Source organism: Streptomyces sp. NBC_00019, assembly GCF_045041015.1.
GTDB lineage: Bacteria > Actinomycetota > Actinomycetes > Streptomycetales > Streptomycetaceae > Streptomyces.
This window is the reverse complement of record NZ_CP108302.1, coordinates 4,996,116-5,009,272: the sequence shown is the minus strand read 5'-3', so window position 1 is coordinate 5,009,272 and position 13,157 is coordinate 4,996,116. Positions and strand designations below refer to the sequence as shown.

Here is a 13,157-nt window from a genome sequence, read left to right as displayed (position 1 = left end):
TGTCTTCGAAATCCTGCTCGCCCTGGTCTGCGTCGGCGTCCTCGCCTTCGCCGGGCTGACAGCGAAGAAGCTGTACCAGGGCCAGCGCTGACCCATACCTAGGAACTTCCTCTCATGATCGAGATCCCGTCCGACCTCCACAAGGAGCTCGTCCCGCTCGCCTTCCTGCTCGGCAACTGGGCCGGCGCGGGCGTGCACGACTTCCCCGGCTCCGAGAAGTGCAACTTCGGGCAGGAGGTCACCTTCTCGCACGACGGCCGCGACTTCCTGGAGTACCAGTCCCACACCTGGGTCCTGGACAACGACGGGAACAAGGTCCGTCCGCTGGAGTCCGAGCACGGCTTCTGGCGCGTCGACGCCGACCGCAAGGTCGAGATCACGATGGTCCGTGACGACGGCGTCGTGGAGATCTGGTACGGCGAGCTGGCCAAGCAGAAGCCGCAGATCGACCTGGTCACGGACGCGGTCGCACGTACGGCGGCCTCGGGCCCGTACACCGGCGGCAAGCGTCTCTACGGCTACGTCAAGAGCGACCTCATGTGGGTCGGCGAGAAGCAGACCCCCGAGGTCGAGCTGCGCCCCTACATGTCCGCGCACCTGAAGAAGGTCGTCACCCCCGAGGACGTCGAGCGCTGGGCCAAGGCTCTCCCCGACGACATGCCGGACGACGGGATCGCCTTCTTCAAGTAATTCCCTATGAGGGAATTACTTGTGGTCACTGTTCGGGCGAACCGTGTGGTTCGGCGGGACATGGCAGGGGACGCCGTCCAGCTTCGTGATCGTGAAGCCGGTGGTGCGGGTCAAGCTCCTGCCAACGCCCGAGCAGGCGGCGGCACTTGAGGTGACCCTGCGTGGAAGGTCGCAGACGCCTACGCCGCCTTGAAGGCGAGCGCGCGGGCGGGGAATCTGGGCAGGCCAGGCTCGAAGCGGTATACGGCCACCTCCAAGCCGATCATGTTTCGTGCGGGGGCGGCACAGCCGTTCGATGACCGCTGCCTGTCCTGGCAGATGGGCGCCACCACGGTGTCGATCTGGACGCCGGGCGGGTTTGTGGGGGGTGGACCTGGGGATCGTGAACATTGCCACCACGTCCACCGGTTCCGGTGGTGTCCGTGAATCCGGCCTACTCGAGCCGGGAATGCTCTCAGTGTCACCACATCGACAAGCGCAACCGGGTCTGCGGGGCCAGGCCAGCGGCCTCTGCTCTCACACTCGTGTTGTGAGAGCTGGACGCGGCCGGTCTCATCGAAGCCATCGATGCCCTGAGCTGCAAACCCGGGACGACGGTCCAGGGTGGCTGACGTAGGCCTAGACTCGTCGGTGTGGTGAGCACCGACTGGAAGAGTGATCTGCGGCAGCGCGGTTACCGGCTGACCCCGCAACGGCAGCTTGTGCTCGAAGCCGTGGACACCCTTGAACACGCGACCCCCGACGACATCCTCACGGAAGTGAAGAAGACGGCGTCGGGGGTCAACATTTCCACGGTCTACCGGACCCTGGAGCTCCTGGAGGAGCTCGGTCTGGTCAGCCATGCCCATCTGGGGCACGGGGCGCCGACGTACCATCTCGCGGACCGCCACCACCACATCCACCTGGTCTGCCGCGACTGCCAGAACGTCATCGAGGCGGATATCGCGGTGGCGTCGGAGTTCACCGCGAAGCTGCGTTCGACCTTCGGGTTCGAGACGGACATGAAGCACTTCGCGATCTTCGGCCGGTGCAAGGACTGTTCCCTCAAGGCTTCAACTACCGAGTCGTAGGCTTAGGCATATGAAGAGCCCTCTGCTGTCCCTGCCCGGCGCCGTCCCCGCCGAGGGCGTGGACGAAGGTGTCGCCGCCCACTACGGCGACCTGTTCCGCGAACAGCGCGCCCTCGCCGAGGGCACCGGATTCGTCGACCTCTCCCACCGCGGTGTCCTCACCGTCACCGGCGAGGACCGGCTGAGCTGGCTGCATCTGCTGCTCACGCAACACGTCTCCGAGCTGCCCGTGGGCGAGGCCACCGAGGCGCTGGTCCTGTCGGCCAACGGCCACATCGAACACGCGCTGTACCTGGTGGACGACGGTGTGACGGTCTGGATCCACGTGGAACCCGACACCCAGGAGGCGCTGCTCGCCTACCTGGAGTCGATGAAGTTCTTCTACCGGGTCGAGGCCGCCGACCGCACGGCCGACATCGCGGTCGTCCATCTGCCGGCGGGTTCGATCGCCCCGGTGCCGGTGGGCGTCGTCGTCCGCGAGACGGCGTACGGCCGTGATCTGTTCCTCCCGCGCGCGGACCTGGAGTCGTACGCCGAGCAGGCGGGCCCGGCAGCCGGTCTCCTGGCCTACGAGGCGCTGCGCGTCGAGCACCACCGCCCCCGCCTCGGCTTCGAGACCGACCACCGCACCATCCCGCACGAGCTGGGCTGGATCGGCACGGCGGTGCACTTGCAGAAGGGCTGCTACCGAGGCCAGGAGACGGTCGCCCGCGTCCAGAACCTGGGCAAGCCCCCGCGCCGCCTCGTCTTCCTCCACCTCGACGGCAGCGAGGTCCACCTGCCTCCGGCCGGCACCCAGCTCCACCTCGCGGACGACGGCCCCGACGGCCGCAAGATCGGCTTCATCACGACGTCCGTACGCCACCACGAACTCGGCCCGGTCGCCCTCGCCCTGGTGAAGCGGAACGTGCCGCTGGACGCCCGCCTGGTGGCGGACACGACGGCGGCGGCGCAGGAGGTCGTGGTCGAGCCCTGAGGGGCTGAGGACCTAGATCTCCACGAGCACGGTGAAGGGACCGTCGTTCGTCAGCGACACCCGCATCTGCGCGCCGAACCGTCCCGTCGCCACTGTCGCGCCCAGCGCGCGGAGTTGGGCCACGACCTCGTCGACGAGCGGCTCGGCGACGTCGCCGGGTGCCGCGGCGTTCCAGGTGGGGCGGCGGCCCTTCCTCGCGTCCCCGTACAGCGTGAACTGGCTGATCACGAGGAGTGGGGCGTCGATGTCGCTGCAGGACTTCTCGTCGGGCAGCATGCGGATCGACCAGAGTTTGCGGGCGAGTTGGGCGGCCTTCTCCTTGGTGTCCTCGTGGGTGACCCCCACGAGGACACAGAGCCCTTCGCCGACGATCTCCCCGACGGTCTCACCCTCGACGACGACGCTCGCGCCGTCGACTCTCTGAACCACTGCACGCATGGGGACCATCATGCCGCGCGGGCCGCAGTGACCTTTCCTCGGGCTTCTTTTTGATCGATAACCCCCCCATCTGGGGCCGATCGGGGGCACTCGGTCACATAGCGGCCACTTGGGGTGGCACGATGCTCACACACGCCCGGTCGAGGGGACGGTTGAGGCACATGAGCACACCGAGCATCGGACAGCCGCCCGGGGCTGTTGTCCGGCCGCCCGCGCAGCGTACGGAGGAGCCGTGGCTGCCCGTGCACCCGTCCGAGCACGACCTGACCCCGCTGAGCCTGCCCGAGCTGCGCACCCTGCGCCGGGACGCCCAGCGCGACGAGGCGGACCTCAGCTATGTACGGCGGCTGCTGCAGGGCCGTATCGACATCCTGCGCGCGGAGTTGGCACGCCGCTCGCCGGCGGGGCAGGGCTCGGTGGTGGAACGCCTCTCCGAGATCCTCGCGGACGCCCCCGCCCGCCAGCGCTCCTCGGCCCGCCACGTGACCCTGGGCACGCCCCACAGCGAGGAGTACCGCCGCCTGGCCGCCGAGATGCTCGCAGAAGTCGAACTCTCGGACCTCCGGGCCCGCACCGACCTCGAACTGAACGCCGCGATGGCCCGCCTCGTCCGCTACGAGCAGCAGGTCTCCCGCCGCCGCCAGCGCCTCCAGCGCACGGCGGACGACTGCAGCGCGGAAATCGCCCGACGGTACCGGGAGGGCGAGGCGCAGGTGGACGACCTGTTGATGTGAGGAGTGCGTGCCAGGACGAGACCGGCCCGTGTCTGTCTTTCAGCCCGTCCGGTGTTTGAGGACGAGGCCCTTTGGGGCCGATGGGGGTCCAGGGGGCGGAGCCCCCTGGGGGCGGGGTCGAAGGGGCGGCAGCCCCTGGTGGATGGGACGGGTAGGGGCGGCGGGGGCGAGGAAAAATCGCCGCGACAGCTCATCGTCGTAGACCTAACGTGGCTCCATGACCCGCCCGCACCCCGACATCGACATCCGTCCGATCGACCACAACGAGATCCCCGACTGGATCCGTGCTCTGAACACCGGTTTTCTGCGCAGTCCCGGCGTCACCGAGGACGAGGTCGCGGACCGGAGCAGCTATATCGAACCGTCCCGGACGCTGGGTGCCTTTGATGGCGGGCGGTGTGTGGCGACGTTCCGGTCGTTCGAGCAGCAGCTCACGGCTGTCGGTGGCGCGACCGTTCCCGCGGATGCCATCACGAACGTCAGTGTGACGGCCACCCACCGCCGGCGCGGCATCCTGACGCGCATGATGGCCGAGGATCTCGGCGCGGCGAAGGAGCGCGGAGACGTCGTCGCCACGCTGATCGCCGCCGAGTACCCGATCTACGGCCGCTACGGCTTCGGTCCCGCCACCTGGATGACCGAGTGGACGGTGGACGTGCCGCGCGCCGGGCTGGACGCCCGTTGGTCGGGGCCTGAGGACGGCGGCCGTATCGACCTCGTGGACCGCGAGGACGTACGCAAGCTCGGCCCGGAGCTGCATGAGCGCGTGCGCCGCGGCCAACCCGGTGCGGTCAGTCGTACGCAGCGATGGTGGGAGATCGAGACCGGGGTCGTGCATCTGGACCGTGACCCCTGGGTCGAGCCCTTCTTCGCCGTGTACCGCTCGGCCACCGGCGAGGTCGAGGGAATGGTGGCGTACAAGTGCGACGACCGGTGGGAGGACAAGCAGCCGGCCGAGACGGCCAAGGTGAGGTGGCTGATCGCCACGACCGCGGCCGCCGAGCGCGCCCTGTGGCGTCACCTCTGCTCGATCGACTGGGTCACGAAGGTGCGGAGCGGCTGGCGCGGGCCCGACGACCTGCTGCCGTTCTTCCTGCCCGACCCGCGGGCCGCCAGGGTGACCACGCACGCGGACTGGCTGTGGGTGCGGATCCTGGACGTCGTACGGGCTCTGGAGGCGCGTACGTATGGCAGGGCGGGGGCGTCGTTGGTTCTGGAGATCGTCGACGGGGCCGGTCTGGCCGACGGGCGTTATCGGCTGGAGGTGGCGGAGGACGGTCGGGCCTCCTGTACGGCGACCACGCGGAGCGCCGAACTCACCCTGGATGTCGCCGACTTGGCCACCCTGTGGCTCGGCGACGAGTCCGCCGTACGGCTCGCCGCGCTCGGTCGGGTCCGGGAAGACCGAGCGGGCGCCGCCCTGGTGGCCGACGCCCTGCTGCGTACGCCCGGGCGGCCTTGGTGCCCGGACATGTTCTGACGTCTCCTTCCTGACGGTTACCCCCTGCCGGTGACAGGGGCTTGGGACTGATCCGATCCGTAGCTGTAGCTGTTCAGTTGTGGCTGTGCTCAGCGGTGTTCAGTTGTCGGTGTGGAGTTGTGGCTGTGCTGACCGACCGGGCTCCCGGCTCCCCTCCGGAAGGAAGCCCGATCGGCCGACTGAGCGGACTTGGGCGGTCCGGTCAGCCGGACTGGGCGAGCAGCATCACGAGGATCGCCGCTCCGATGCCGCCGACCATGGTGTTCTTTGCCTTGATGCCGACGGTGAGAAGGACGAAGGCGATGATGCCCATCGGCCCCCACTTCCACTGGATGAGCTGCTCGAATCCGATGGCGAGGGCGGCGATGGCGATGGCGAACGGCATGACGATCCCCCTGTTTGCGGTCCTACCTGTCGAGGTCTGAAGCGGCCTGGTGGCACCAACCCTTTGGAAGTTTGACCATGTTGTGCAAGTTGGCTACCAACTTCACTGTACTTATCTCCGCTTGGATGCGTCTCATAACCACCTTCCCTCGAACTGCCCAAAGATGGCGGGAAGTTGTAGTGTTTGGTCGTGGACCCGAAACACGCCTCCGTCAATGGACGGGAGAGGTCACAGCGGCCACACACATCACATCGTGACGTGGCCGACGAGCTGCGTTCCCGGATCCGGTCCGGTGAGCTGCGGCCGGGTCAGCGCATGCCCACCCAGGCCAGGCTGGCCGACGAGTTCGGAGTGGAACGCGGGGCGGTACGACAGGCCCTGCGCATCCTGCAGTCCGAGCAGCTGCTCACCAATGTGTCCAAGGGCAGCCCCGCGACCGTCGCCCCCGACCTCGGCAGGGCGCTGACCGGCCCCGGAGCCCCGCCGCAGCCCACGATGGTGGCCCTCGCCCCGCGGATAGCCGCCGCCTTCGCGACCCCGCACGTCGAGATCGACGCGCTCTGCCTGACCTCGGTCTCCTTCAACCTCGCCCTCGGCGAACCGCTGCGCCAGATTCACGCCGGACAGCTGAAACCGGCCAAGATCGACGTCCGCGTCCTGCTGCCGAGCCGCGATATCGACCTCGCCTTCCCGGCCCCGGTCGACGCCTCGGTGGACGGCCGGCTGCAGCGCCACTGGCTGGCCCATCGCAACGCCCAGGGTCATGTGCTCCGCCACAACCTGCTGGCCCTGCGCGCCACGCATGGCATCGACGTCCGGGTCACCTTCCGCGCGCTGCCCTTCACCCCGCCGGTGAAGCTGTACCTGCTCAACAACACGGAAGCCCTGTTCGCCTACTACACCCTCTCCCAGCGCGAGGAGCAGATCGACCACGAGTTCCTGCAGATGTACGACGCCGAGGGCACCCAGTCGATGCTGTTCGCCTTCGATCAGGGCGCCGGCCTGCGGGACACCACCTTCGTCGAGCAGTCCCACCTGTGGTTCAACGCACTGTGGGAGACGATCAGTTCGGAGCTGACGCTCACGAGCTGAAGGTCTCCCACAGTGGCTGATCCGGGCGTCGCCTGTCTGTCATAGGGCGGGCCCCGCGACCAGCAGGGCGAGCACGACGGCGCCGATGGAGCTCAGGGCCGGGCTCTTGGCCCTGATGCCGATGGTGAGCAGCAGCAGACCGATGATGCCGGTGGCGCCGTACTTCCACTGAACGGTCTGCTCGATGCCGGTGACGAGGAGGGCGGAGAGGAGGTAGAGAGCTGGCACGGTGTTCCCCCTTCGGGCGTAGGCGGGCATCCGGGCGGTCGGATGTGCGGGGGGTTGGATGTGCGGGGGTTGGGCAACAAGGAGGCAAAACTTCCGCCAACTTGGCGAAGTTGGCAACCATCTCAGTATTAGTTGTCCCCACTTGGCCGGTAGTCCGAAACAACTTCCAAACAACTCCCCATAGATGGATCGGAGTTGTAGCGTTTGGTCGTGACCCAGGAGAACGTTGCAGTGAACGGCAGCAGAAGGCTCTCGCCCCAGGAGATCGCCGACATCCTGCGGGAACGTATTCGCGCAGGCGACCTCAAGGCGGGAGACCGCCTGCCCACCCAGGCCGAGTTGGCAGAGGAGTTCGGCGTCGAGCGCGGCGCCGTCCGCCAGGCCCTGCGCGCCCTCCAGGAGGACGGGCTGCTCAGCAATGTGAGCAAGGGCAGCCCGCCGAGGATCGCGGAGCCGGCACCGGTCCGAGGTGCGCCGCAGCCGACGATGGTGGGGCTGGCACCGCGCCTGACGGAGGCGTTCTCGGCCGAGCACGTACGCGTGGACGTCGTGAGCCACACCTCCGAGACGCTGATGCTGGCGCTCGGCGATTCACTCCGCAGGATCCACGAGGGCCGCATCCGACCGGAGTCCATAGAGTTCCGCGTCCTGCTGCCGTCCCGGGACATCGCCCTTGCCTTCCCGGTGCTGATCGACCGCGGAGGCGAGGAGGAGGACCCGGTCCACCAGCGCTGGCTGGAGATGCGCAACGCCCAGGCCCACGTCCTCAAGTACAACCTCAACGCCGTCCGCTCCACCCACGGCATCGACGTCCGAGTCACCTTCCGAGCCCTGCCGTTCACCCCGCCGGTGAAGATGTACCTGCTCAACAGTGATGAAGTGCTGCTCGGCTACTACATGCTCGAACGGCGCGAGGAGGAGTACGAGAGCCAGACCCTGGAGATGTACGACGTCCTGGGCTCCCGCTCCGTCCTCTTCTCCTTCGTGAAGGCGGCGAGCCAGCGCGATGCGGCGTTCGTGGAGGAATCCCAGAAGTGGTTCGACGCCCTCTGGGAAACCATCACGACGGACCTGACACTCTCCTAGTGACCCCTGATACGACGCAGACTGAAGCGGTGACAGCAGAACTCGAAGAACTCCGCGAGCTGACCGCCCGCGCCCGAGTCGTCCTGTGGGACTTCGACGGCCCGATCTGCCGCCTGTTCGCCGGGCACTCGGCGGAACGCGTGGCGAGGGAACTGGTCGAGTGGCTGGAGAGCCGAGGCTTGCACGGCCTGGTGACGGAGGACGAACGGGAGTCCCTCGACCCCCACGTCGTCCTGCGCGCCGTCGACCTCCGCCACCCCGGCAGCGACCTCGTCGCGGAGTTGGAGGAACGTCTCACCCAGGAGGAACTGCGCGCCACGTCCTCCGCGATGCCGACGGCGTACGCGGACCCGCTGATACGCACGTGGACGGCGATCGGCTCCCGCCTGGCGATCGCGACGAACAACTCCCCGAGGGTCGTCCGCAAGTACCTGTCGACTCGGGGCCTGACCCCCTGCTTCCACCCCCACATCTACGGCCGGACCCAGGACCTCCACCGCCTCAAGCCCGACCCCCACTGCCTGAACCGCGCCCTCAACGCGATGGGCGCGGCCCCCTCGGCCGCCCTGATGATCGGCGACACTCCCTCCGACTACGAGGCCGCCCAGAGCGCAGGCGTTCCCTTCTTGGGCTACGCGCGTAACGAGCGCAAGGAGAAGCTGTTGCGGGACGCGGGCGCCGCGGTGGTGGTGAACTCGCTGGCGGTGGTGCGGGCCGTGGTTCTGGATCAGGCCTGAGTCATCAGCGCCACGAACACCAGGGCTGCTCCAATGGCCAGCCCGTACCGCTGTGCTCGTAGGCCGATTCCGATCAGCAACAGGACCAGCACGCCGACGATGCCGAGCTGTGCCTGTGCCTGCTGGCCCAAGGCAAGCTCACCGACTCCCCTGAGTATCTGTAACACGAGCATCCATCCCACCTCCCTTCCACTTCCGGCCCCAATGCCTCAACTAGCCGTCCAATTGGGCTGGTCGGCTTGGTGGTGGTCTGCCCGGTCCGGCTGATCGCTTAACCAACAGTCCAATACAGCCGAGTAGTTGACCGCGGCCTGGTTTGCCGGTGGACGGTAAGCGGTACGGTCAAATCGTGGACGCGCAGCAGACCGGTGATGGTGGCGGCAAGGAGTTCCAGCGAGTCGCCGATGAGCTGCGTACCCGGATGACCGACGGGACGTATCCCATGCGCTCCTTCCTGCCCTCTCAGCGCGATCTGGCCGAGGAGTTCGAGGTCTCCCGGGACACGGTCCAGCGGGCGTTGCGGGAGCTGGCGGGGGAGGGCTGGATCGAGTCGCGGCAGGGAAGCGGATCCCGGGTCATCAAGACGCAGCGCATCCAGTCCTCGACGCCGAAGGCCAGCCGGTCGCGTCATGGGGCGACACTCGGACCGCTCATCAGTGAGGCATTCGAGCAGCCTGAAGTCACGCTGGACGTATACACGTTGACATCCGAATCCCTGGACGCCCACATACGCCTCCAGGTGGAACGCATCCGCGGCGGTCTCATCCTGCCGCAACGCATCTCCCTGCGGATGCTCCTACCCGACGTGCAACAGACCTTGCCTTATCCGCAGGTCAAGGATGCTCCGGAGGATGCGCGCCCGCGGGAACGGCTGCGCGCCATCACGGAACGGCACACGGAGTCGCTGCGCGTTCTACTGAGTGACCTGCGGACCGAGAGGCTGGTGGATGCCGTCGAGGTGCAGATCCGCCATGCACCGCTGGTTCCGGCCTTCAAGCTCTATCTGCTCAATGGTGTCGAGGCCCTGCACGGGATGTACGAGGTGGTCGGACGGCCCATGGCCCTTGACGCCGGCGAGGTCGTTGATGCCCTGGATGTCCTGGGCCTGGGGGCCACTCTGACCCACCACGTGAAGGACGCCGACCTGAACTCCCCCGGCTCCGTCTTCGTGGACAGCATGCAGTCCTGGTTCGACTCGGTGTGGCACCTGCTCGCGCATTAGCCACCGTATAGAGCGGCGAACAGGCCAACCTCGAGCGTTCTGACGCAAAAGTGTGGCAAACGACCCGTTGTGGCTATTCGAGCCGGACTTCGGTCGTGCCGCATACGGTCGAGGGCTAATGTTCGGGCACCGCACGCACAGGCCCCCTGTCACGGGTGGCACCGGGGCCGTGGAGAAAAGGAGGGGAACCCTGGACAAGATTCGCAACCTGTTGCAGGGATTGTGGAATTGGGTGCGTGTTCGCATCACGGGCAACGTGTTGCTCGTGATCATCGACACCGCGGCACTGGTTGTCACGGTGATGATGTGGGCGCCCTGGAGATGACGAAAGACCCCAACAGGCGACCTGTTCCAAACGGTCGCGTATCAGGGCCTCTCGCTCACTGAGCAGGGAGCTTTCGGGCCGGCGGTCCCGCGGGTGCAACCGCGGGCGGCGCGGAGGCTCCCTGTGTGCGTCACGCTAGCAAAATCAACTACCCCCGGAAGAGGGCTCGAGTCTGTTTCATCCTTGTCACGTCCTGCTGTGATGCCCCTCTGGGCGGGACTTCACCGGTGCGCCATGCGCTAGCATCCCAAGCTCGGTGAGTAACCGCTCCCGCTTTGTGCGTAAGAGACGGCGAACAGGCCAGCCTCGAGCGACTTGGTACAGAAGTATGGCAAACCACCCGTTACAGCCATTCGACTGTAATTCTAGTCGCCCTGTGTCACTTGCGATTACCTTCTCTTATATCTTCTGTGCGAGTTTTCGGAGCGGCTTGTGGCCACACCGCCTGTTCCCCGTGCTGTGACCGGGGGACGCGCCATCAGTGATCGGCCCGACGCCGTCTACGAGGCGTTCATCCGACGTGCCGCTGACCTGGGGCAGGCGAGCAGGGGCTTCCACAACCAGAACTACTTCCTGCCCCTTACGGAGCCTGTGGCCCGGCTGGTCGACCGTGAACCCGGAACGTCCGTGACCGTGCGGATCAGGCGTGCCGAGGCACTGCCCGTGGTGATCAGAACCTGGCAGGACGAGGCGGAGATCCTTGCCGCCATCAAGGGCATCCTGCCCCACGTCCCGGAGTGCCTCGTCAAGCGCAACGGCTTTGCGATCCACCGCTTCGTCGAGGGCGTCCCGCTGTCCAGCGTGTGTGACTACGGCAAACCCGTCGACACTCTGCTCATCAAGGCGCTGGCCGGCCTGCTCGCCCAGATGGCGCAGGTGCGCAGAGGCGCGCTGCCACCCCTTCCCGCCGGCTGGCCCAACAACGACGACACGGACAGCCAGGGATTTCTGCAGACGCTGGCGCTGATGGCGGACCGGCAGATCAGGCAGCCCAATTGGCGTGACTTCGGTGGACTGTTCGCGGCGCTGGGCATCCCGCAGGACGCCCTGACCCGGTTCGCCGAGCGGGTGCCGGCCATGGCCCGGCGCCCATACAGCCTGCTCCACGCCGATCTGCACCGCGACAACCTGATCATGTCCTACGGCGGTGATCCCCCTCTCATCTGTGTCGACTGGGAACTGGCGACCTACGGTGACCCCCTGCACGACCTCGCGACGCATCTGGTGCGCATGCGGTACCCGGCCCATCAGTGGGACGAGGTGATCGACGCGTGGGCGGACGCCATGCAACAGATCCGTCCCGCGGCGGTCAACGGTCTGGCCAAGGACCTGCGTCACTACGTCGACTTCGAGCGGGCGCAGTCCGTCTTCCCGGATGTGATGCGGGCCGCCCAGTCACTGCAGGACGTGCCGGACCAGAAGAGTCTGGACGAGGCGAAGGCGGAGGTACGCCGGGCGCTGGAGGCCGCGGCCGTGCCGCTCAGGCTCAGCAACATTCCGGATGAGCAGGAGATCGAACGCATCCTCTTCCGGTGGCAGGCCGCCAGGAACGGCGGTATCGGGCTGTCCGTCGAGATCAGTGACTGGAGTCCGGACCCGCGCTTCCCGGAGCACCCGGCTTTTCCGGGCTCGGCCGTGCACGACGCTCTGCTCGCGGAGGGTGCGGCGCCGGCCAGCCGAGTCTTCAAGGGCACCGGGCACCTCAATTCGGTGGTCCGCGTGCCGGGTGTCGACTTCCCGGTCGTGGTGCGGCGCAAGGTGGCGAACGTCGATCGGCGTGAGCGTGGATTTCTGAGCGAGCATGCGGTTCTGCGGGCCATCGAACAGTCGGAGATCCAGGTGGCGGCTCCGAGGTTCCTCGCGCTGGGCACGAGCTACCGGGGGGAACCTTTCGCCATCCATACTTACGAAGGGTCAAGAGAGGGCGACCAGCCCCCCGCCCATCCGGTGAACGGGCTGCTGCCGCACGAGGCGAATCGGCTTGTGGACCAGCTCTGCGCCCTCACGCAGGTGAACTACAAAGAGCTCGATCCGGCTGCCGGCGAGGGTCGCTTCTATGAGTGGCTCAGCGAGCAACTCGTCCTGTTGGTAGGTGAGTTGCCGAAGGAGTCCCAGCAGCTCGCCCGTCTGCTCGGCCTGCCCGACGCCACCCGGCTGCGCCAGATCCTGGGCAGACACACCGTGAGCCCTCGCGAACCCGCCCTGTTGCACGGCGACCTGAACCCGTGGAACCTCGTGCGGCGCGATGACGATCTTGCGCTGACCATCATCGACTGGGAGATGGCGGTCGTCGGCGACCCGCTCTACGACCTGGTCCGGCACATGCATCTCACCCCCACGCGACCGGAGATCCGCGAGCGTATGTTCCGCCGTTGGGAGAAGTCGCTGAACCTCCGCCACACCGTCAACTGGCGTAGTGACTGGGGCGTCTACCGCTGGATCGAGATCGTGCGCTCCGCCTACGTCGACCTCGACCGCCTGGTGACCGGAGCCAGCCTGGACGCTCCCAACGTCCGCCGTGCCGTGGACTCCTACGCGATGACGTTGGCGGCGGCGACAGGATCGCTCGGTCTACCCAGCCGTTCCACGGCAAACCCCTATCTTGCCCGGGCCCTGGCCTGAGAGGACCATGGCTGGTCCGAACGCCGGCCTGCGTAAGGGCATATGACGCTCCGTCGGGTCCGTTGACGTCCA

General features: G+C 67.2%; 15 protein-coding genes. 11 read left to right on the top strand and 4 right to left on the bottom strand.

The annotated features are described in order from the left end of the window. Positions 1-114 precede the first annotated feature (114 nt). The 4 genes from OHU89_RS23475 (at position 115) to OHU89_RS23460 (ending at position 2,736) form a co-directional block, all read left to right on the top strand. Entirely contained in the window at positions 115-690 is a 576-nt protein-coding gene (locus OHU89_RS23475; protein ID WP_046258733.1) for an FABP family protein, read from the top strand. A 413-nt stretch (positions 691-1,103) separates the two neighbouring features. Beyond that, positions 1,104-1,223 carry a hypothetical protein gene (locus OHU89_RS23470; protein WP_405645605.1) on the top strand — a complete coding sequence of 40 codons (120 nt, stop codon included), beginning with the start codon at positions 1,104-1,106 and terminating at the stop codon, positions 1,221-1,223. Between the two features lie 99 nt (positions 1,224-1,322). Further along, positions 1,323-1,760, top strand: coding sequence for a Fur family transcriptional regulator (locus OHU89_RS23465; RefSeq protein WP_266890581.1), 438 nt, complete (start codon positions 1,323-1,325; stop codon positions 1,758-1,760). 10 nt (positions 1,761-1,770) lie between these two features. Continuing rightward, positions 1,771-2,736, top strand: coding sequence for a folate-binding protein YgfZ (locus tag OHU89_RS23460; RefSeq protein ID WP_266890582.1), 966 nt, complete (start codon positions 1,771-1,773; stop codon positions 2,734-2,736). Positions 2,737-2,748: 12 nt separating this feature from the next. Here the strand turns inward: OHU89_RS23460 and dtd are convergent, their stop codons facing one another. Then, positions 2,749-3,174 (bottom strand): D-aminoacyl-tRNA deacylase, encoded by a 426-nt coding sequence (gene dtd, locus OHU89_RS23455; RefSeq protein ID WP_046258736.1) that lies wholly within the window; start codon positions 3,172-3,174, stop codon positions 2,749-2,751. A gap of 161 nt (positions 3,175-3,335) precedes the next feature. Between dtd and OHU89_RS23450 the strand changes: the two genes are divergently transcribed. Beyond that, entirely contained in the window at positions 3,336-3,908 is a 573-nt protein-coding gene (locus tag OHU89_RS23450; protein WP_405645602.1) for an aerial mycelium formation protein, read from the top strand. 217 nt (positions 3,909-4,125) lie between these two features. Beyond that, positions 4,126-5,388: a GNAT family N-acetyltransferase gene (locus tag OHU89_RS23445; protein WP_405645600.1), complete on the top strand. Its 1,263-nt coding sequence runs from the start codon at positions 4,126-4,128 to the stop codon at positions 5,386-5,388. Between the two features lie 202 nt (positions 5,389-5,590). On the opposite strand, the gene OHU89_RS23440 is transcribed toward OHU89_RS23445, so the two are convergent. Beyond that, positions 5,591-5,773: a hypothetical protein gene (locus OHU89_RS23440; RefSeq protein WP_046258739.1), complete on the bottom strand. Its 183-nt coding sequence runs from the start codon at positions 5,771-5,773 to the stop codon at positions 5,591-5,593. A gap of 183 nt (positions 5,774-5,956) precedes the next feature. Between OHU89_RS23440 and OHU89_RS23435 the strand changes: the two genes are divergently transcribed. Beyond that, positions 5,957-6,865 (top strand): winged helix-turn-helix domain-containing protein, encoded by a 909-nt coding sequence (locus OHU89_RS23435; RefSeq protein ID WP_405645598.1) that lies wholly within the window; start codon positions 5,957-5,959, stop codon positions 6,863-6,865. Positions 6,866-6,904: 39 nt separating this feature from the next. Here the strand turns inward: OHU89_RS23435 and OHU89_RS23430 are convergent, their stop codons facing one another. After that, on the bottom strand, positions 6,905-7,093 hold the full coding sequence (locus tag OHU89_RS23430) for a hypothetical protein (protein ID WP_266890591.1): 189 nt from the start codon (positions 7,091-7,093) through the stop codon (positions 6,905-6,907). Positions 7,094-7,297: 204 nt separating this feature from the next. On the opposite strand from OHU89_RS23430, the gene OHU89_RS23425 reads away from it, so the two are divergent. Both OHU89_RS23425 and OHU89_RS23420 read left to right on the top strand, forming a co-directional pair. After that, on the top strand, positions 7,298-8,179 hold the full coding sequence (locus OHU89_RS23425) for a GntR family transcriptional regulator (protein WP_405645597.1): 882 nt from the start codon (positions 7,298-7,300) through the stop codon (positions 8,177-8,179). Positions 8,180-8,208: 29 nt separating this feature from the next. Continuing rightward, on the top strand, positions 8,209-8,916 hold the full coding sequence (locus OHU89_RS23420; protein WP_405645595.1) for an HAD family hydrolase: 708 nt from the start codon (positions 8,209-8,211) through the stop codon (positions 8,914-8,916). Here OHU89_RS23420 and OHU89_RS23415 read toward each other — a convergent pair. Then, entirely contained in the window at positions 8,907-9,089 is a 183-nt protein-coding gene (locus OHU89_RS23415; RefSeq protein ID WP_405645594.1) for a hypothetical protein, read from the bottom strand. The genes OHU89_RS23420 and OHU89_RS23415 overlap by 10 nt on opposite strands. A gap of 176 nt (positions 9,090-9,265) precedes the next feature. Here OHU89_RS23415 and OHU89_RS23410 point away from each other — a divergent pair, with 176 nt between their 5' ends. Next, positions 9,266-10,138, top strand: coding sequence for a winged helix-turn-helix domain-containing protein (locus OHU89_RS23410; RefSeq protein WP_405645592.1), 873 nt, complete (start codon positions 9,266-9,268; stop codon positions 10,136-10,138). 784 nt (positions 10,139-10,922) lie between these two features. Further along, a complete protein-coding gene (locus tag OHU89_RS23405; protein WP_405645591.1) occupies positions 10,923-13,085 on the top strand; it encodes a phosphotransferase in 2,163 nt (720 codons plus the stop codon). Positions 13,086-13,157 lie beyond the last annotated feature (72 nt).

Coding starts and splice junctions, on each gene's coding strand:
- OHU89_RS23445 (WP_405645600.1), top strand. CDS start 4,126: ATGACCCGCCCGCACCCCGACATCGACATCCGTCCGATCGACCACAAC.
- OHU89_RS23415 (WP_405645594.1), bottom strand. CDS start 9,089: ATGCTCGTGTTACAGATACTCAGGGGAGTCGGTGAGCTTGCCTTGGGC.
- OHU89_RS23460 (WP_266890582.1), top strand. CDS start 1,771: ATGAAGAGCCCTCTGCTGTCCCTGCCCGGCGCCGTCCCCGCCGAGGGC.
- OHU89_RS23440 (WP_046258739.1), bottom strand. CDS start 5,773: ATGCCGTTCGCCATCGCCATCGCCGCCCTCGCCATCGGATTCGAGCAG.
- OHU89_RS23475 (WP_046258733.1), top strand. CDS start 115: ATGATCGAGATCCCGTCCGACCTCCACAAGGAGCTCGTCCCGCTCGCC.
- dtd (WP_046258736.1), bottom strand. CDS start 3,174: ATGCGTGCAGTGGTTCAGAGAGTCGACGGCGCGAGCGTCGTCGTCGAG.
- OHU89_RS23450 (WP_405645602.1), top strand. CDS start 3,336: ATGAGCACACCGAGCATCGGACAGCCGCCCGGGGCTGTTGTCCGGCCG.